We start from the raw sequence: 19,011 nt of genomic DNA on the forward strand, positions 1-19,011 counted from the left end.
ATTCGTCAAATAGAAATAAATAATGACTGAAAATTAAATAAAAAATAAACGAAGTATAAAATTATGAATAGAAAACGTATAACTGCTACAAAGCTAAAAATTGGGATAGCTTCAGCATTTATGATTTTCGGCTCAACACTGATGTCTGCCCAGCAGCAGGTTTCCCTGCAGGAAGCAATAAAACAGGCACTCCAGAATAAAGCAGAAGCTAAAAAAGCTGCTTTACAGATCAAAAAAGCCGAATACAAGATTGATGAAGCCAGAGCCGGCGCCCTTCCACAGGTGAGTGCAACGGCAGGTTTAACCTATAATCCGATTATTCAGGAATCTTTACTGGAATTTGGAGGAGAGAAAATCAGAGCTCAGTTTGGGCAGCCCTGGGGTTCAACAGCTTCTGTGCAACTTCAGCAGGCGATTTTTGATCAAAGAGTATTTACAGGATTGAAAGCAGCAAAATCAACAAGAGAATTTTATGTGCTGAATGCTCAGTTAACCAATGAACAGATTATTGAAAATGTAGCAACAGCTTATTATCAGGTGTTCGTACAGGAAGAAAATCTTAAAACGGTAACTGCCAGCTATGCCAATACTGAAAAAGTAAGAAACGTTATTAAGAGTCTGGTTGATAATGGTTTGGCGAAATCGATTGATTTAGACAGAACCAATGTTCAGCTTACCAATATTGGTTCCAATAAGCAGGCCTTAATCAACTCTGTGGAACTTTCAAAGAATGCACTGAAGTTTTATATGGGAATCCCCATTTCTACAGATATCGAGCTTGAAGAAAAACAAATCGAACCAAAGCCAGAGCTGATTGCGAGCAGCGTAAATCTTAATAATCGTACAGAGATTAAGGTTTTAAATAAAAACAGGGAACTTTTGGTTTTCAATAAAAAAGCCACTGAAGCTTATCTTTATCCATCAGTAAATCTTACGGCAAACTACGGATGGGGAGCAAACGGAGCAAAATTTCCGTTGACCAATGGTCTTAGTAACGGCGTTCTTTGGAGCGATTATTCAGCAATTGGCTTGAATGTAAATATTCCTATTTTCACGGGAGGAGCTACAAAAGCGAAGATCAACCAGGCAGAAATTGATATTCAGGATATAGATCAGGATATTCAGAAGACTCAGCTGAGCTTAGATCTTGATTATAAAAATGCAGTCACCAATATGGAAAATGCACTGATTAATATCGAAAGCATGAAAGATAATGTAGGATTGGCAGAAAGAGTTCAGAAAAATACTCAGTCGAACTATCAGTATGGCCTGGCAACGCTTACAGAAGTACTGGATTCTGAAAATGCTTTAACGCAGGCAAAACAGAACTATTCCAATGCATTGTTAGATTACAAGCAGGCAGAGATTAAGCTGATAAAAGCTAAGGGTGAACTAAACACACTACAAAACTTATAATAAACTAAAATGAAAAAAACTTTAATATATATCATCGTAGCAGCTGTACTGGTAGGGTTAGCCGCTTACAAGATTGCCGGTAACAAAGAAAAGCAGACGCAGGAAGTAAAAGAAGTTGCCAAGCAGGTAGATAAAATCAACGTTAATATTGTAACCGTTACAAGAGAAAATATTGATACAGACTATTCAGCCAACGGTACCTTTATTCCAAAACAGGAAATGAACCAGTCTTCTGAAATCTCAGGACGTATCGTAAGCGTTTTGGTGAAAGAAGGTTCAAGGGTAGGAGCAGGACAGGTTTTAGCAACGATCAAAAAAGATGCTATCGAAGTGGATGTTACCCAGGCTCAGAACAATCTGCAGAATGCTATTATTGATAACCAACGCTATGAGAACGCATATAAAACAGGCGGAGTTACAAAACAACAGCTTGACAACTCAAGACTACAGCTGAAAAATGCTCAGGCAGCAGTAAGAGCGCAAGGTGTAAAAGTAAATGATACAAGCATCCGTGCGGGAATCAGCGGTACCATCAACAAGAAAATGGTTGAACCTGGAACAGTAGTCTCCCCTGGAACGTCAATGTTTGAAATCGTAAATATCAACAGCCTTAAACTTTCTGTTTTAGTAGATGAAAGCCAGATCGGAAAAATCCAGTTAGGCCAGGAGGTTCCGATTAAAGTAAATGTTTTACCTGAAGATTCTTTTGTAGGGAGAATTACTTTCATCGCTCCTAAAAGTGATGCTTCTCTGAATTTCCCTGTGGAAATTGAAGTACAGAACAGAGGAAACCTGAAAGCGGGTATGTATGCAACTGCTAAATTCAGTACAAATAACGGTGCGGAAACTCAGAACATGCTGACCGTTCCTGCAGAAGCGTTTGTAAATGGAGTAAGCTCAGGACAATTATTCGTTGTTCAGAATGGAGTTGCTAAATTGATCAAAGTAACCATCGGAAAAGTTTACGGAGATAAAGTTCAGATTTTAAGCGGCTTGAATGGAGGAGAACAGGTAGTAACGAGCGGACAGATCAATTTGGACAACGGATCTAAAGTGAACATTATAAAGTAGCAGATCTATGAAGTTAGCAGAAATATCGATCAAAAGACCCTCGCTGGTAATTGTATTATTTACAATTCTGACGTTGGGAGGTATCCTGAGTTATACGCTCATGGGGTACGAATTGATTCCGAAGTTTGAAACCAACATGGTAACCATTTCTACGGTCTATCCGGGAGCTTCACCTGCAGAGGTGGAAACCTCCGTAACCCGAAAAATTGAAGATGCCGTAGGTTCTTTGGAAAACGTTAAAAAAGTAGAATCTTCTTCATACGAAAGCTTATCCGTAATCATGGTTCAGCTGAACGATGGAGCCGATGTAGACTACGCTTTGAATGATGCACAGAGAAAGGTAAATGCTATTCTGGCAGACCTTCCGGAAGATGTAAAAGCACCGTCTCTGAATAAATTCTCCTTAGATGATTTACCGATTATCACGATGAGTATTTCATCGGATAAACTGAACAGTAAGGACCTTTATGACTTATTGGATAAAAAGATTGAACCTATTTTCTCCCGTGTAAACGGTGTGGCTCAGGTGGACCTTGTAGGTGGACAGGAGAGAGAAATTCAGGTAAATCTTGATGAGAAAAAGTTACAAGGGTACGGACTTTCAATCGGAGACGTACAACAGGCCATTCTTTCATCAAACTTAGATTTCCCGACAGGAAGTTTGAAGACGAGAACTACAAAATCTACGATCAGACTTTCAGGAAAATATAAATCTACTGAAGAAATGAACAATCTTGTTGTTTCCAATAAGAATGGAGCACAGGTACGTTTATCTGATATCGCAACAGTGTTCGACTCTCAAAAAGATGTGGAGAAAGTAGCGAGATTCAATCAGTTTCCTACTATTTTGATGCAGGTTAAAAAACAATCTGATGCCAATGCGGTAGCAGTATCTGAAAGTGTTCAGAAGACCATTAAAACAGTAGAAGAAGCTTATAAAGTTCAGGGAGTAAAAGTGAAAATCGTAAACGATACGACAGAATTTACCCTAGAATCAGCCAACCACGTTATTTTCGACTTATTCTTAGCGATTATCCTCGTGGCAATTGTAATGTTATTATTCCTTCACAGTATCAGAAACGCATTCATCGTAATGGTTTCTATCCCGGCTTCATTGGTGGCAGCGTTCATCGGAATGAACCTGATGGGATATACTTTGAACTTAATGAGTTTACTGGGACTATCTCTTGTGGTAGGGATCCTGGTGGATGACGCGATTGTGGTACTGGAAAACATTTACCGTCATATGGAAATGGGTAAAAGTAAGATCAGAGCAGCGTATGACGGAGCTTCAGAGATCGGATTTACCGTTGCTGCGATTACTTTAGTAATTGTGGTGGTATTCTTACCAATCGCAATGAGTTCAGGTCTTGTAGCCAATATCCTTGCACAGTTCTGCGTCACGGTAGTTATTGCCACCTTGTTATCATTGTTGGCTTCATTTACCATCATTCCATGGTTATCATCTAGATTCGGTAAACTGGAACATTTAACAGGTAAAAACTGGTTTGAGAAATTCATTCTTTGGTTTGAAGGATTAATTGACAAGTTTACACACTGGATCACAGGAATTCTTGAATGGTGTCTGAAAACGACCTTAAGAAGAATTTCAACCGTAGTGATTACATTTATTGTTTTAATCAGTTCATTCATGCTGGTAGCATTTGGATTCATTGGAGGTGAGTTCTTCCCGCCAATCGACCGTGGCCAGTTCCTGGTACAAATGGAATTGTCAAAAGATGCAACCGTTGAGAAGACAAACCAGTTAACATTAGAGGTTGAGAAATTCTTAAGAAATGATAAAGATGTTGTAGATCTTATTACAACTGTCGGACAGCAGTCTACAGGTTTTGGTGGAGCTCAGGCAACCACATACCAGTCTGAGGTTCAGGTGAACTTAACAGATAAGTCTGAACGTACTGAAAGTACCAACATCAAAGCTGCAAAAATTAAAAGACAGCTGGAAGAGAAATTTACAGGAGTTGAGTTTAAAACAGCTCCGATCGGGATCATGGGTGCTGAAAATGCTCCAATTGAAATGGTGGTAACTGCTCCGGATAACGCTATGGCAGTAAAAGAAGCAACAAGAATCCTTGAACTATTGAAAAAAGTTCCTGGAGCAGTAGATGCAGAATTGTCAACAGATACAGGTAGCCCTGAAGTTCAGGTAAGTATTGACAGAGATAAAATGTCTGCTTTAGGTTTAAACCTTTCAAGTGTAGGACAGACGATGCAGACTGCATTCAACGGAAATACAGACGGAAAATTCAGAGCCGGAGAATATGAATATGATATCAATATCCGTTTCGGAGATGTGAACAGACAGTCTATTGATGACGTTAAAAACCTTATGTTTACAAACCCTCAGGGACAGCAGGTTCGTTTAAGCCAGTTTGCTAACGTGGAAATGGGTTCAGGACCAAGTTTGCTTGAACGTAGAGATAAATCTCCATCTGTAAAAGTAAGAGCTAAAGCTGTTGGTAGACCGGTAGGTGACGTAGCCAATGAGTGGGCGAATCAGTTCATGAACAGCACCAAAAAACCTGTAGGTGTAGATTACATCTGGAGTGGAGATATGGAAAACCAGCAGGAAGGTTTCGGTACGTTAGGAATTGCATTATTGGCAGCTATCGTATTGGTATACCTGGTAATGGTTTCACTATATGACAGTTTCGTCTATCCTTTCGTGGTATTGTTCTCAATCCCGTTAGCGATGATCGGGGTAATGGTAATTCTTGCCTTAACGGCCAACTCACTGAATATCTTCACGATGTTAGGGATGATCATGTTGATTGGTCTGGTAGCGAAGAATGCGATCCTTATCGTTGACTTTACGAATGCAAGAAAAGCAGCTGGTGCCAATACTCACGATGCCTTGGTACAAGCCAACCACGCCCGTCTTCGTCCGATCCTGATGACTACCATTGCGATGATCTTCGGTATGTTACCGATCGCATTGGCAACAGGGGCCGGAGCTGAGATGAACAAAGGTCTTGCATGGGTAGTAATCGGTGGTTTGACATCATCACTATTCCTTACATTGATCATTGTACCGGTAGTATACTCTCTATTTGACTCTGTTCTAAGGAGAATGGGTAAAGATACTAAAGTAGACTACGAGGCTGAAATGAAAGCAGATTACATACACAGAGAACTAAATGAAGACGGATTTACTCCTAAGCATTTAGACAAATAAATTAAACCTTTAATTAACCGAAAGCGCTTCAGATTTTCTGAGGCGCTTTTTTGTTGATATTTGATGATTTAAAATTGGATTATATAGGTTTGGGCTAAAGCCGTTGGATGGTTTTTATTATTGTAAATGGGCTAAAGCCCATTTCTATTGATGATTAATTATATCGCAATAATTTCCGAATGATATTTGTTAAGAGAAAATAAGTTGTTTTTAAGTTGAATTACCGGTTTGTGCCATTCTGAACACAGACTAAAAGTCTGCGAACGTAGTTCATCAATGTAGTGAAGAATCTCATGGGTTTGATTACAACTGAGATTCTTCCTTCGTCAGAATGACAAACGGAAATTGTTAACTTTTGACTCATTCAATAGGAGCGGGCTTTAGCCCGCTTAAATTTATAACAGCCAATATTGGCTTTAGCCAAAACATAACATCCGGTTTTGGCAACAAAAAAGCTCCCGGTAAAACCGAAAGCTCTTCTATATTGTGGTAGAAAAAATTAATCTGCCATAGCCTCTCCGGACTTTCTGTAAACGAAGTTTCCGTAGATATGTCTTCTTGCAAAACGGCTTGGCGAATCAGCGTTGATCATTTTGATGTATGTGTTTCTAGGAACACCCATATATTCATACATATTTCCGTTCAGGTGCTGAACCGTTAAAATTGATTTCTCCAGATAGAAATCCTGAATATTAGATTTTGTAATAGTCTCAGTATATTCTTCTTTATATTTTTCCTGTGTTTCCGGATTAATACTTACCAAAAAGTGGTAGGCCTCAATCACAGACTTACTTTTTTCTTCAGCTTCCTGTTTTCCTGCTTCATCATTAATGAATTTGTCAGGATGGGTATCTTTCATCACATTTCTGTAAATCGTCTTTAATTCTCTTAACGTAACGTTTTTATCAACTCCAAGAAGGGTTCTGTGTTCACCAATTTTTTTCATATCTCTAATCCTTATTTTCGGGGTGCAAAATTACGGATTTTAATCTGATAAACCATAACTTATTCATTATTAATTTATTTGAATATTTTTGAACTTGGAAATTTATGATAGATAGGGGTAGGTGAAGAGCGTAAAATTAACTTCCACAGCTAATTAAATGCTGAATACAAATTTTTATTCAGTTTAAAATAAATGAATCCATTTTTGAAATCAATCACCGTATTGAACCTTTTTAAAAACTGATTGCCAAAAAATCCCGCCATTTTTTCTGTGGAATCAATTCCTTCTGTAGAACCGGAAAGGGTAATTGGAAGGTTATAAAGATACTTCTGAGCGAATCTTACCGCCGGACAAAGAACAACAGGCATTTCATATACAGAGCCGTCAGAACCTCTTGCTGTGGCTTTACCTATTGTTTTCATGGTTGTTACCAGAACATTCTTTTTTGCAAAAGGAGAAGCAATCGTAAGCACATCATCCGCTCCGCTGTCGAGCCCAAAGAATCCTGAGTATTCTTTATCATTCACAATGATACTGCTTTCTACGGCAGGGTAGTTGTCGATCATATGGAGTTTTACCTTTTCATAGTCTGTTAAATCCACAGACCGGTCATCTTCTTCATAAAACCGGATTTCATTTCTATGATAATCTATTTCAATGAGTTTTCCTTTCATCAGATCCGTTCCGAAAACCCCATCAAAATAGGCAGATTCATAAGGAATAAGAGTAAATTGTATTTCTTTTTTCTCGAAATCTCCAAACTGTACTGTATTATGACTGCTGTAATCTACAGTATTCAGTCCGTTAGAACCTTTGTTTTCAGATTTTCCATCAATTTTCAGCGGGATCTTTTTCTTTGAATTGCTGTTAATGACGGAGCCATCCGCACCGGTATCAAAAAGGAATTTAATACTGTCGGTTTTATTCACTTTACCATACACATACACGGAATTGTTTTCCAGAGAAAAGGGAAGGATAGTAGGTGTTTTTTGAGCTGGTACTGTTATGGACAATACCAAGGTCAGGAGAATAACAATTGACTTCATGGAGTAGTTTTAAAGGCGAAAATAGAGGGAATGATCACTTTCACAAAGAAATAACAAGCCATTAACCCTCTTTTAACCGTTCCTTAACCGTTCCCTGCAAACTTTACCAAAAAAAACAGCACCCGATCTGAGTGCTGCTATTCTATTTTTTTATGATTAAGTCTTTCAATCTTTTTAATGAGTCTACGGCTGATCACAAGTTCTCTTCAGCTTGGTGAAAATCTTATCAAACTCCTTGTAAGAGGTCTCTTCATTATCACGCTTTTGTCTGAAACTGCTGTTGGCACAGTTGTGAAAACCCAGACCAATCATATCGATTAATGCATAATCTTCTTTTTGAGGATCATTCATTTTGGCATCAAATCTTGCCATTACCCCCTTTGGATCAGCATTATTTCTGCTTTTAAGTTCAGTGTATGTTCTCCATGCTGCAAACATCTTTTCTCTGTCGGGAGAGGATATAGCATCAATCTGTTCTCTGCAGGTATCGTAATATTTACTGTTTTTCAATGTGAAAGGATCAGAATACGCAAGGATTTCCTCCTTATTGAGCTGGTATTCATTTTCAAAAGAATCAATGGTTTCTTCCATTAATTTTTTCCATTGGGGAAGATCAATTACTTTAAGGCTGTACAATTCCTTTTTCTTTTCTTCATACTGCTTTTCCAGCTCCTGTAGATAAGTTTCTCTGTTTTTACGGATTTCTTCCAGCTGGGCAATTTTAAAAACAGGCTGCGTATCAAATACAACGCCATTGAACTGATACAAAAGTTTATTGATCCCGTCTATTTCTTCTTTTTTATATTTGGCCGGGTCAAAATACCCTTTATTGTCACAGTTAAAAGTCTGATAGCTGTAAGGGGTCAGATTGTTTGCCTTTGCAGGAGTTTTTTGCCCCCAGATAGTAATGGATAAGGCCAAAGCAAGCCCAATCATCATTTTGTTCATGTACATAACCTGTTGAAAGAATCCGGATTTTTTGAATTTCTATGCAAAATTAAGGCTTTAAATTCGAAATATGAAGGATTAAATAGATTTTCTCAATGGTTTTTGCAAATTTTATATGAATTTTATACTGACAATTTTATGTTTTAGAAATTCAGGAACCTTAAATTCTAAAAAATGGATAGTAATAAACTGATACAGAGTTGTTTTTGTTAATAATAATTACTTACTTCAACAAGATTATAATCCGGATCACGGAAGTAAACCGATTTGATTTTTCCTACCGCTCCGGTTCTGTCTACAATCCCTTCAATGATTTCTATATTCTTCTGTCGGAGTTCTTCCATTACCTGATGAACATCTGTCTCTGCAATGAAACAAAGATCAGCAGAACCACAGGTTGGAGTCTTTGCTTTAGGTTCAAATTCATGCCCTTTCTGATGCAGATTAATCTTTTGATTTCCAAAAATGAGTGCTTTTCTGTTGTCTCCAAAAGTAACGACTTCAAATCCCATAACATGAGTATAAAATTCAATAGTCTTTTCAATATTTGCCACCGTTAAAACAAGATGGTCGAGATTTTTAATTTTCATACATTAATTTTTAGATAATAACGCTGATCAAAATTAAGTCTATTCAGAAGGTTATTGTCCTTTAATTGATTGTTTTTTTAGATTTAAAATAATAGATTTACAGACATTAACATGAAGCCATGATTTATTATTTTTTTCTTCTTTTTATTATTGCCGTTTTGGGAGGAATCTCTTATCTGATAATGCGTTTTTTCAAAAGATGGACCCGGAATAACAAATATGGATTGATTTTCGACTGTTTACTATTTCTTGCGGCATTTTTTCTGGTGTCATTCCTCAGTCTGTGTATTTTCTTTTCTACGGTTGATTTTTCGAGGTAATAAAGTTTCTTTTCTGAAGATTAAATAAGCAACAAAAAGATTGATTATAAGAGCTGCCCATACATTCAAACCATAAAAAAGTTGGTAGTCATGACGGGTTTCATGATAAAACAGATTTTTAATAATTCTGAAGGTAATGGCTGTGGTGGTGACCGCATAACTTAAGATCATATACATTCTGTGTGCGTTCACATTCCCATTTTTGATACAAAGTATGGCGGCAACAGTGAAATAAGCCCAAAGGACATCCTGGATCAGAAATCCTGTAATTCCGATAATGCCGCCATTGGAAAAAAGTCCCAATACAAAGCATGCCGGAACATTGATGATTAGAATATTATAAACATATATTTTCCCAATTATCTTATGAAGGTTTTTGTTTTCAGTCAAAAACCGATTTGAAAACTGGGTAAGACCCGCCAGAAGACAAAGCGTTATGGAAAAGATATGGATATAGAAAAAAGTCATCCAGTACGGATTGTTCACTACCTGCTGCTTAAAAGCCAGAAATCCTATGTTTTTTTCAAGAGAAGTATACTGGGAAATGGTTTTCAGCATCAGAATACTGAAAAGAAGGACCAAAAATAAAGCACTTACTTTAATGATCTTTATTCCCAAAGGCTTCATAGGGTATAAACGATTAATCTTCCAGTACGGCTCTGATCTGTTTTTCCAGATCTTCCATGTTTTCAAATTTTCTCAATTCCAGTGACTTTCCTGAAGATCTGAGCTCTGCAATAATATCAAGGATTAATTCTAAAGGCTCGGCTTCGTAGCCAAAAAGATGACTGTCGAAATTAGTTCCTACCAATAACCCGTCACTATTCATTCCCAGACACCAGTTTTCTACAAACTCGTTGAGAGGAATAGAAGAAGTTTCAAAATGATTCCACTCGTTTTGTATGCATGATTTTGCTCTGGCAGCATCAGACCAGAAACAAATGATCTGTACCTCTTCACCGTCTTCATATTCTGACTCGTTGGAATAGGTGGTTGCATAGCCATTGCCATCTCTTAGAGCATATACTGTTTCTGTCTCAGTAATTTTTTTAATGAAGTCTTTATGACGGTTTTCTATCGTAATATGATCTTGAAGCATTTTTTTGAATTATAAATTATAAGTGATGAGTGATGAGTGATGAATAGCAGGTCTTATGAAATTTCACTCCTGTTGATATGAATAATTTCGGGATTTTGACCATCAGAATCTCTTTTAGATCTACCATAAAGCCCTATTTCAAGATCATTCGGAGAATCACTGTCCAGTTCGGAAGGATGTACATATGTATACATACCATATCCATGCCCCGAAACCAGCCAGCCTTCAGTAAGGCTTAAATGAATTACATTGAAATCGCCGGCAGGACCTCCGGCATAAACCGGACCGAATTCTTTCATCAATTGTAATGCTTCTTCTTTCACATCCTTAATGATACTGATATCATCAAAAATAATATAAGTGCCATTTTCAAAAAGGACCCAATCCTGAAATTTGGGATTAATAGCAAGCTTCACATGTTCAATCATCTGTTAATAGTTTAAATATGAGTGATAAGTTAATGTTTTTATTTAAATATGAGGTTTTCAAATATCAATCATCATTGATTGCTACATGATTCCTTTGATCCTCAAATGTTGCAGAAGCATAATGGTTTTTGCATCTTTGATTTCTCCGGTATCAATCATTTTCAGGCTTTCTTCAAATGATAATTCCAGAACATCAATATTTTCACCTTCTTCTTCCAATCCACCTCCGTCATTGATTTTCATTTCATTTGAATACGCTGCAATGAAGAAATAAAGAATTTCCGTTACAGATCCGGGCGACATATAGGCTTCAAATACCTTTTCAACTTTGGAAATTTTATACCCGGTTTCTTCTTCAGTTTCTCTTTTGATACAGTCTTCCGGATTATCATTATCCAAGAGTCCGGCACAGGCTTCAATGAGCATTCCTGTAGAATTTCCGTTGATATAAGTAGGTAACCTGAATTGGCGGGTAAGAATAACGGTTTTTGAATCTGTATTGTAAAGAAGAATTACAGCTCCGTTTCCGCGGTCATACGCTTCTCGGCTCTGGGTTTCTGTTGTTCCGTCCTTTTTTAAAACAGAGTAAGTAACCTTGTTTAAAGTATACCAGTTGTCTGAAAGGATTTCCGTGTTTAATAGAGTTATATTCGGGTTTTTCATGAGAATATTTTCTGTGTTATAATAAATGGTATTAGAGTTTTATAATTAATTTTTTTTGAATTTACTTCTTTAATAAGTCTTTTAAAGCGTTCTCCAGATCCGGAAATTTGAAATGGAAACCTGCATCCTGAAGTTTCTTTGAGGAAGCTCTTGAACCTTCCAATATAGCAGTAGCCAGCTCTCCGAATAAGAGTTTCAGCACAAATCCGGGAACATTAGGCATGAATAGTGGTTTTTCAAGTACCTGGGCAATTTTTTTTGTAAGATCTTTATTGGTGGCATGCTGTGGAGAGACTGCATTATAAGCGCCATCCATTGTAGGGTTTTTTAAAGCAAATTCATAAATAGAACAGATGTCTTCAAGATGAATCCATGGCATGTATTGCTGTCCGCTTCCCAATGGAGATCCGATATAATATTGAATGGGAGGGATCATTTTCTTTAAAGCTCCGTCTTTTTCAGAAAGCACTACAGCAGTGCGTATTTTGACCACTCTTTCTGCCAGATCCTGTTCCTTAAAATCGTCAGCGGCTCTTTCCCATAAAACAACCACTTCACTTAGAAAATCGTTGCCTGGTGGATCGGTTTCGGTATAAATTTTTTCTGAAGTTTTTGTACCGTAAAAATTAATACCCGAAGCTGAAATAAAAGACTTTAGCTTAATCTTGTTTTTTCTTAAAGTTGTTCGCAGTAGTTCGGCGGAATCTACACGGCTGGAAATCAATTCTCTTTTTCTTTCCGGAGTCCAGCGCTTTTCTGAAATATTGGCACCTGCAAGATGAATAATGTGGGAAACATTGTCAAAGGCCGTTTCATCTATTGTTTTTTTTTGGACATCCCATTCATATTCATGATCATGCACTTTTTTTCGGGTCAGAAACCTGATTTCGTATTCCTTGCCTATTTTTTTTGCCAGTTCTTTGGCAATCATACCGCTGGCACCGGTAATCAGAACAACTTCTTTCATAGTATTATCTTTGTGGTGGGTAGTTATGCCTGATTTTTTACAATCAGTACAAAATCATCTTCCAGAAGTTTATATCCGTAATCATAAATGAATTTGTATTCAGAGCCGTTTTTATAAACTTTCAGGTTGGTAAAATAATCGAAATCAAAACCTAAGCCATCCAGTCTGGATTTTGGGACTTTTGTTTTACCATCGGTATTTATTTCCATCAGGATACGGTAATTCTTGCGAAGTTTGTTATTAACATTCCGCATCAGATTACTGGAATCCTTATTTTGCTTATTGTTATAGGCGTTCCGGCAGGCATCGTTGCAGAATTTTTTATCTGATCTTCCGATGATTTTCTCGCCACATTCCAGACAATTCATGATTTTTATTTTAAGTGATGTTTGTGTCTTTTTTTCAGCAGTTTTTTGAACATGCTGTGGGTAGGATAGCTTCTGTTGGGTGTAATATTATTAAAAAATAATGCAACAATCAAAAGAATAATGCATCCGGAAAGAACAGGGGAGAGAACATACCAATATCCTAATTCCGGAATTTTTCCTGTAGAACTTACCGCAATCAAAGCAGTAGCTCCACCTGGCGGATGCAACGTTTTTGTATACTGCATCAAAACAATGGAAAATGCGACAGCCAAAGGGGCTGAAAGCCAGATGATATCCGGAACAAACTGATATACAGTAACTCCTACCAATGCCGAAAGAACATGTCCGCCGATAAGATTTCTCGGTTGTGCCAGTGGACTCTGTATCGCTCCATAAATAAGAACACTCGATGCCCCAAAAGAACCGATCAGGAATATATTCTCCGTTTCTGCCAGCGAATGAGACTGGATAAATGCAATGATCCCGATCCCAAAAAATGCGCCTAAAAATGACCAGAAATGCTCCTTGTAATCAACAAGCGTCTCTTTATAGATCACATATTTTGAAACTCTGAATGTTCTTTTGATGGTCTTCTTCATTTACTCTTCTTTATTTTTTATAATTTGAATTAAATTGTCTGCAAACGGACGGGTGTACGTTCCGTTTTCATCGTGATCGGGATCTAAAATGGTGATCTCTATTCCAAAGCACAAGGGGTTTTCGAATAAAGGCTCCAGCATTTCTCTGATATCATCATAACTGATTCCGTCTTCCATTCTGCTGTCTACGGCGGGCATGATTTCATCTTTCAGAATATCTACATCAAAATGAATGAAAAATCCGTCCAGGGCTTTGTTATTTACCATTGTCAGAAAGTCTTCAGCCGTTTTTCTGAAACCATTTTCTCTGAGGTGATAAAGGTCAAAATAATGAATATTGGAATTGATAATCTGATCAACATATTCTTTATCATCAGTTTCTGCATTTCCACAGCAGAATATGTTTTCCTCGGAAAGGTAAGGCTTTAAACCGTCAATATTAGTCAGTTTCTGATGTCCGGTACCAGTAATAATGGCGAGATCCATTCCTGCCGCTCCTCCCGTTTCAGAAAGTTCGGGTGGGATGAAGTCTGTGTGCCCGTCAAGATAAAAAAGTCCGAAATTTCCGAGTTTTTTCAGAGCGATGGCATTTCCTATGAGAATGCTGCAGTCGCCTCCAAGAATAATATTGAATGTATTCTTTTCGTAATGATGGAGAATACAGTCAGCCTGTTGTTTAGCATATTCAATAACCTGATCTGCATTTCGCACTTTTGATTCCTCATCAAAGTCCATAGAATATTCAGGAGCTTCCAGTCTGAAAACGTTGGCAGGATTAATTCTGCTATGAAAACCAAATTTTCTGAGCCATTCCGGAAGTTTTCGAACTCCGGGTTCCGTCTCATATTCCTTTTTGGTAAGTCCCAAATTGAGAGGAAACTCAAAAATATTGATGCTCCTTTTCATAGATGAATTTTCACAAAGATAAGGAATTATCCGTTTGTAAATGGATAATTGAAAAAACGCTGATCAGGGGTTCGATATATTTTATGAAAACAAAATAATTATTTATGAGATAAATTTTTAAAACTTTTAAGCCTGTTTTTTTATTTCTATATGTTTCGAAAAATTCAATATTCATCAATGTTTTTGCGTAAATATTTATTCATAAAGCTATATTGTTATGTATAACTATCTTGTTTTTATATAAATAAATGTAATTTTTATTTCACCGTATTGTGTTTTTTTGTAATTTTGATATCAACATTCAAAAAAACAAACCATGAAAAAATCCAATTTATTACTCAGTTTTCTGTGTTCTTCATTTATTTTTGGACAGGTAGGGATCAACACCACATCTCCGCAAGGAGTTTTAGATGTTACATCAGCTAATTCAGCAGTTGTACTCTCCAGAAATGCCAATCCTCCTGCCAATGTAACCACACCTACTGCGGGAATGATCATCTACGATTCCACCAATAAGACCTTAAGGTATTATAATGGCACCCAATGGAGTACCGTAATTTCTTCGCAAACATTAACAACAGCCAATGAAGGAGTGGTTAAGTTAAATAGTGGAGCAGGTGTGAAACCCTTCTTTGCCTTCAAATCTTCAGGAGGAGTTCCTTTAATGACGTATCAGAATGTTGTTTATCAGACACCGATGAACATTGTGACAGATTTTGCTGCACCACCTACCACCACATGGCCTGAAAATATTACCAGTCCGGTACCCGGAGATATATACAACCCTACTTCAGGACAGTTTTTGGAAAACCCTATTGCAGGTCAGGTTCATATGTGGAGGGTTATTGTAAGCTATGCCAATAAGAATAATGGTTCTGTAGCATTTGTGACAGTAAACCTTTCCAATCCACTTCCTCCTTCAACATTTTCCATAGATCAGACTGCTGTTGCTCCCAACGGGGTAACATCCGGAAATCTTGTTTTTTATCTGGTGAGTGTTGCCGATCCTTTATCTATAGGTACCGGGTATCTTATTAAAATAAAATCTGATACAACATTAGATGCTACTATTGATAGTGTAACAAGGATTTCTCAAGCCAAAGATTAATCTCATTATTAAAGCTTATTTTCAAACTTGACAAAAGTCAGACAAGAACAAACTCATCAGGTTTGTTCTTGTTTTCATGCTCAGTAATTATAACTATCAGATTAAACCAATACTTATTATGGAAAAACAAGCCGTTAAACCTGAGTTTACTTTTAAAATGTATGAAATATTAGGAGGCTTATGGTTAACCGGATGCGTAAAAACAGCTGCTGAGCTCAATATCGCAGATTGGCTGGCCTCTGGTCCGAAAACAATTTCCTTCCTTGCAAAGGAAACACAATCACATGAAGCCCAACTGTACCGGGTAATGAGAGCGTTGTGTGGCGCAGGAATCTTTGAAGAATCAGAAAACAAAACTTTTACTTTGAATGATTTTGGAGCTGCCCTGCAAACTGACGTGCCAGGAACAGCAAAAAACTTTGTATTAACCATTATGAATGAACACTTTCCTGGTTATGGAGACCTGACATATGCAGTTCAGAAAGGGAAAATACCATTTGAACATATTCATGGGAAAGATCTTTGGGGTTTTTATAAAGAATTTCCTGAAATAGGGGAAAACTTTGGTAAAGGAATGACAGGAATGTCCGGCATGGAACTGAAAGGGATTATAGAAAACTATGATTTTAAACCTTATAAAAAAATTGTCGATATAGGAGGTGGTAACGGAGTAATGATCCATGCCATTCTGAATAATGCTCCGGAAAGCTCTGGGATTATCTTTGATGAAGCCAATGTGATTGAAAAAACAATTAAGATGATTCCTGAAAATCTGAAAGAAAGATGTTCTGTAGCTACAGGAAGTTTTTTTAATGAAGTTCCTCAGGGAGCAGATTTATATACCATGAAATGGATTATGCATGACTGGAGTGATGATGAATGCGTACAGATTCTTAAAAACTGTTATAATGCAATGGCTAAAGGGGCAAAACTACTAATCATAGATGCCGTTATCCCGGATGATTCCTTAAATAAACCCCATATGGCCAAACTTCTGGATATTGTTATGCTGGCTTGCCTTACCGGAAAAGAAAGAACTTTAAGTGAGTTTAAAATGATCATTGAAAAAGCAGGTCTTCAGTATAAGCAGCTTATTCATATTGGAACAGAAGCAAAAAGCATTGTGGAATGTGAAAAAATATAAATTTCAAATTTTAGTTGCATGATTAAGTAGGAAGGGTGCTCAATAATTTTGTTGAGTGCCTTTTTTGTTGGATTTTTTTAGATGAAAGCCAGAACAGAAAATTTTCCACATAATTTAAAATTTATATTCTTATTTAATTATAATGAGAAATTATATCTTACAGATATTATATAACATTGTAATTTTAAATTTGAATGTTTTTTTATTTAAACTTCTGTTTTTTTAGGTGTTTAACATAATAAAAATAATTCACATAACATTTGATTTATTTTATAATTTTATAGTGCTTTTTAAATTTATTATGAATCATTTAAAAAAACAAATTATGAAAAAAACAATTTTATTAGGTGCTATTTTATTAGCTGGTGTAGATCCGGTTTCCCTTTCAGAACCTCTTGCGGTACTGTTGTAAATGTAACGCAGACAGAGGGATATACTATGGAGCAAGTAACAAGCTTTTTAAACTTTGTCAATTATAATGAATGTGGTACTAGGCCCAGAGGAATAACGCTCTATATTCATTAATTACTCTGATTCAGATTTTCTGGCAAAGCATAAATATGTTTTGTTTGTATTATTTAAATTATGAAAATTTACTACAACCTGTTTTTCTTTTTCATTATAATCATCGTTAAATCTCAAGGAGGGTTTAATGTTGTATATGAAGCTGATTATAAATTGGTTTATAAAAATCAAACTAAAAATGCGATTATTCAGGATGCTGCGTTTGCTCTTTTAATGAACGAAAAAGAATCTTATTATAAAAATATGAATCAATATGTTGGGGATTCCCTTCGTTTTGAAAAAAAGTTTCATGAAAACAGCCCGATTGAAGAACAAATGAAATACACTTCTGACTTTCCGGAAAATATAGGAACAACAACAGGAAAGATTTATGTAACTTTTAAAACATCTAATGAATACTTTAAATATGAAGAAACAAATACTATCAATTGGCAACTTATAAATGAATTCAAAACAATTGGAAAGTATAAATGTCAAAAAGCTATAACAAAGAAATATGGCAGAACCTGCCTTTTTTACCAAAGAAATACCCTTTTCCTTTGGTCCATATAAATTAAGTAAATTACCAGGGTTGATTATAGAAGTATTTGATGACAAAGATGATTATCATTTTATGATGTATAATTTCAGAAAAAGGAAGTATTATTGTAATTCTGCCAATTTACATCCTAATGCTAAACTAGTAAAAAAAGAAAAAATATTTGATTATCGACGAAAAGAATTAACAGATCCTACACTTTATAATAAATTCATTGAAGATACTGAAGAACGTCGTTCTCTCCTTAAAAAGGCTGGTGAAAGAGCAAAAAATTACAATCCAATTGAATTAAATATATAATAAAAAAACATCTTTAAATAGATGTTTTTTTATTTATTCAGACATGTTGATCTGATAAATAGCTGTTAATCCCGAAGTCACAGGAGACAGACTGTTATCCTGTAGATAATTTCCGGCTTTAAAATAAACCAATTCGGACTTCCAGCTATCTCCAAAATGGAAATTAGCCGCCTGCTGATTTACTTTTACCAGAACATCAGAATTGTTTTGCTGGATGCTGTAATCAAATATTTGACCCAAAGAAACATTTTTCTGAAGCGTAATTCTTTCTTCTTTATCATTCACTTCTTTTTTGAAACCTGCCTGAATCTCGCCATTATTCCACCATATTTTTAAGGCTTCAGTACCCTTGGAATTTCCATGAATCTGTCCGATGATCATTTTCCCCGTTCCCGGTTGCTGCAGGACAGCCATTTTTACATGTAAACTGTGCTGATTCTCAAAATGCCATTCTTTGATCTGGCGCAATTCTGTTCTTGGGTAATGAGATCCTTGAGTAGCTTTCCCAGCAGAAGAACAAAAGAAACGTATACTATTATCCTGAGGTGAAAAATAAAAATTTTCAGAAGAAAACTCTGCAATATCACTTCCCTTGATAATGGTAATAGAATTGTTTTTTTCAATGGGTAATTGAAGATTAAATTCTGTCAGATTAAACTTCGACTGAGGAACAGGGCTATAGCTCTGCTGAGCAGATAATGGTTTTGAGAACAAAATAAATAACCCTGTTTTAAATAGAATTTTAAAATGAAATTTCATAACGGATCTATTACAGTTGATTGATTACTGCGAAATTATGCTATTTTGTTGTTACAATTTTTCTCGCCTCCGGA

General features: G+C 36.3%; 20 protein-coding genes. 7 read left to right on the plus strand and 13 right to left on the minus strand.

Annotation, left to right across the window (positions count from 1 at the left end):
- Positions 1 to 63: 63 nt before the first annotated feature.
- From RAH34_RS06380 to RAH34_RS06390, 3 genes are read left to right on the plus strand one after another with little or no spacing between them, the layout of a single operon-like run.
- Positions 64 to 1,416 (plus strand): TolC family protein, encoded by a 1,353-nt coding sequence (locus RAH34_RS06380; protein ID WP_306595550.1) that lies wholly within the window; start codon positions 64 to 66, stop codon positions 1,414 to 1,416.
- Between the two features lie 9 nt (positions 1,417 to 1,425).
- The gene (locus tag RAH34_RS06385) at positions 1,426 to 2,487 is read left to right on the plus strand and encodes an efflux RND transporter periplasmic adaptor subunit (protein WP_062675100.1); all 1,062 of its coding nucleotides are present in this window, start codon (positions 1,426 to 1,428) and stop codon (positions 2,485 to 2,487) included.
- 7 nt (positions 2,488 to 2,494) lie between these two features.
- Positions 2,495 to 5,683 (plus strand): efflux RND transporter permease subunit, encoded by a 3,189-nt coding sequence (locus RAH34_RS06390; protein ID WP_306595551.1) that lies wholly within the window; start codon positions 2,495 to 2,497, stop codon positions 5,681 to 5,683.
- Positions 5,684 to 6,182: 499 nt separating this feature from the next.
- Here RAH34_RS06390 and RAH34_RS06395 read toward each other — a convergent pair whose 3' ends face one another.
- From RAH34_RS06395 to RAH34_RS06450, 12 genes are all read right to left on the minus strand, one after another.
- Entirely contained in the window at positions 6,183 to 6,629 is a 447-nt protein-coding gene (locus RAH34_RS06395) for a KTSC domain-containing protein (RefSeq protein WP_047429652.1), read from the minus strand.
- Positions 6,630 to 6,778: 149 nt separating this feature from the next.
- The gene (locus tag RAH34_RS06400; RefSeq protein WP_306595552.1) at positions 6,779 to 7,675 is read right to left on the minus strand and encodes a retropepsin-like aspartic protease; all 897 of its coding nucleotides are present in this window, start codon (positions 7,673 to 7,675) and stop codon (positions 6,779 to 6,781) included.
- Between the two features lie 183 nt (positions 7,676 to 7,858).
- The gene (locus tag RAH34_RS06405) at positions 7,859 to 8,623 is read right to left on the minus strand and encodes a hypothetical protein (RefSeq protein WP_114821285.1); all 765 of its coding nucleotides are present in this window, start codon (positions 8,621 to 8,623) and stop codon (positions 7,859 to 7,861) included.
- A gap of 209 nt (positions 8,624 to 8,832) precedes the next feature.
- Positions 8,833 to 9,213, minus strand: a complete 381-nt coding sequence (locus RAH34_RS06410) for a VOC family protein (protein ID WP_114821286.1) — start codon at positions 9,211 to 9,213, stop codon at positions 8,833 to 8,835.
- A gap of 269 nt (positions 9,214 to 9,482) precedes the next feature.
- Entirely contained in the window at positions 9,483 to 10,226 is a 744-nt protein-coding gene (locus RAH34_RS06415; RefSeq protein ID WP_306595554.1) for a DUF2306 domain-containing protein, read from the minus strand.
- Entirely contained in the window at positions 10,174 to 10,632 is a 459-nt protein-coding gene (locus RAH34_RS06420; RefSeq protein WP_306595555.1) for a DUF2750 domain-containing protein, read from the minus strand. Before RAH34_RS06420 ends, RAH34_RS06415 begins: the two co-directional genes overlap by 53 nt.
- Positions 10,633 to 10,685: 53 nt before the next feature.
- Positions 10,686 to 11,060, minus strand: coding sequence for a hypothetical protein (locus tag RAH34_RS06425; RefSeq protein WP_228411997.1), 375 nt, complete (start codon positions 11,058 to 11,060; stop codon positions 10,686 to 10,688).
- An 81-nt stretch (positions 11,061 to 11,141) separates the two neighbouring features.
- Positions 11,142 to 11,723, minus strand: coding sequence for a GDP-mannose pyrophosphatase NudK (nudK, locus tag RAH34_RS06430; protein ID WP_306595556.1), 582 nt, complete (start codon positions 11,721 to 11,723; stop codon positions 11,142 to 11,144).
- A gap of 61 nt (positions 11,724 to 11,784) precedes the next feature.
- The gene (locus tag RAH34_RS06435) at positions 11,785 to 12,690 is read right to left on the minus strand and encodes a TIGR01777 family oxidoreductase (RefSeq protein WP_306595557.1); all 906 of its coding nucleotides are present in this window, start codon (positions 12,688 to 12,690) and stop codon (positions 11,785 to 11,787) included.
- 23 nt (positions 12,691 to 12,713) lie between these two features.
- Positions 12,714 to 13,058 carry a hypothetical protein gene (locus tag RAH34_RS06440; RefSeq protein WP_034695532.1) on the minus strand — a complete coding sequence of 115 codons (345 nt, stop codon included), beginning with the start codon at positions 13,056 to 13,058 and terminating at the stop codon, positions 12,714 to 12,716.
- Positions 13,059 to 13,063: 5 nt separating this feature from the next.
- Entirely contained in the window at positions 13,064 to 13,657 is a 594-nt protein-coding gene (locus RAH34_RS06445) for an HPP family protein (RefSeq protein WP_114821291.1), read from the minus strand.
- Positions 13,658 to 14,563, minus strand: a complete 906-nt coding sequence (locus RAH34_RS06450) for an arginase family protein (protein ID WP_306595558.1) — start codon at positions 14,561 to 14,563, stop codon at positions 13,658 to 13,660.
- Between the two features lie 316 nt (positions 14,564 to 14,879).
- On the opposite strand from RAH34_RS06450, the gene RAH34_RS06455 reads away from it, so the two are divergent.
- From RAH34_RS06455 to RAH34_RS06470, 4 genes are all read left to right on the plus strand, one after another.
- Positions 14,880 to 15,671 carry a hypothetical protein gene (locus RAH34_RS06455; RefSeq protein ID WP_114821293.1) on the plus strand — a complete coding sequence of 264 codons (792 nt, stop codon included), beginning with the start codon at positions 14,880 to 14,882 and terminating at the stop codon, positions 15,669 to 15,671.
- Positions 15,672 to 15,789: 118 nt separating this feature from the next.
- Positions 15,790 to 16,815 (plus strand): methyltransferase, encoded by a 1,026-nt coding sequence (locus tag RAH34_RS06460; RefSeq protein ID WP_306595559.1) that lies wholly within the window; start codon positions 15,790 to 15,792, stop codon positions 16,813 to 16,815.
- Positions 16,816 to 17,400: 585 nt separating this feature from the next.
- Positions 17,401 to 17,892: a hypothetical protein gene (locus RAH34_RS06465; protein ID WP_306595560.1), complete on the plus strand. Its 492-nt coding sequence runs from the start codon at positions 17,401 to 17,403 to the stop codon at positions 17,890 to 17,892.
- Positions 17,837 to 18,178 carry a GLPGLI family protein gene (locus tag RAH34_RS06470; protein WP_114821296.1) on the plus strand — a complete coding sequence of 114 codons (342 nt, stop codon included), beginning with the start codon at positions 17,837 to 17,839 and terminating at the stop codon, positions 18,176 to 18,178. The genes RAH34_RS06465 and RAH34_RS06470 overlap by 56 nt, the downstream gene beginning before the upstream one ends.
- 33 nt (positions 18,179 to 18,211) lie before the next feature.
- Here RAH34_RS06470 and RAH34_RS06475 read toward each other — a convergent pair whose 3' ends face one another.
- The gene (locus tag RAH34_RS06475; RefSeq protein ID WP_306595561.1) at positions 18,212 to 18,937 is read right to left on the minus strand and encodes a polysaccharide lyase family 7 protein; all 726 of its coding nucleotides are present in this window, start codon (positions 18,935 to 18,937) and stop codon (positions 18,212 to 18,214) included.
- Positions 18,938 to 19,011 lie beyond the last annotated feature (74 nt).

The sequence above is a fragment of the Chryseobacterium sp. WLY505 genome (assembly GCF_030846215.1).
Classification (GTDB): Bacteria; Bacteroidota; Bacteroidia; order Flavobacteriales; family Weeksellaceae; genus Chryseobacterium.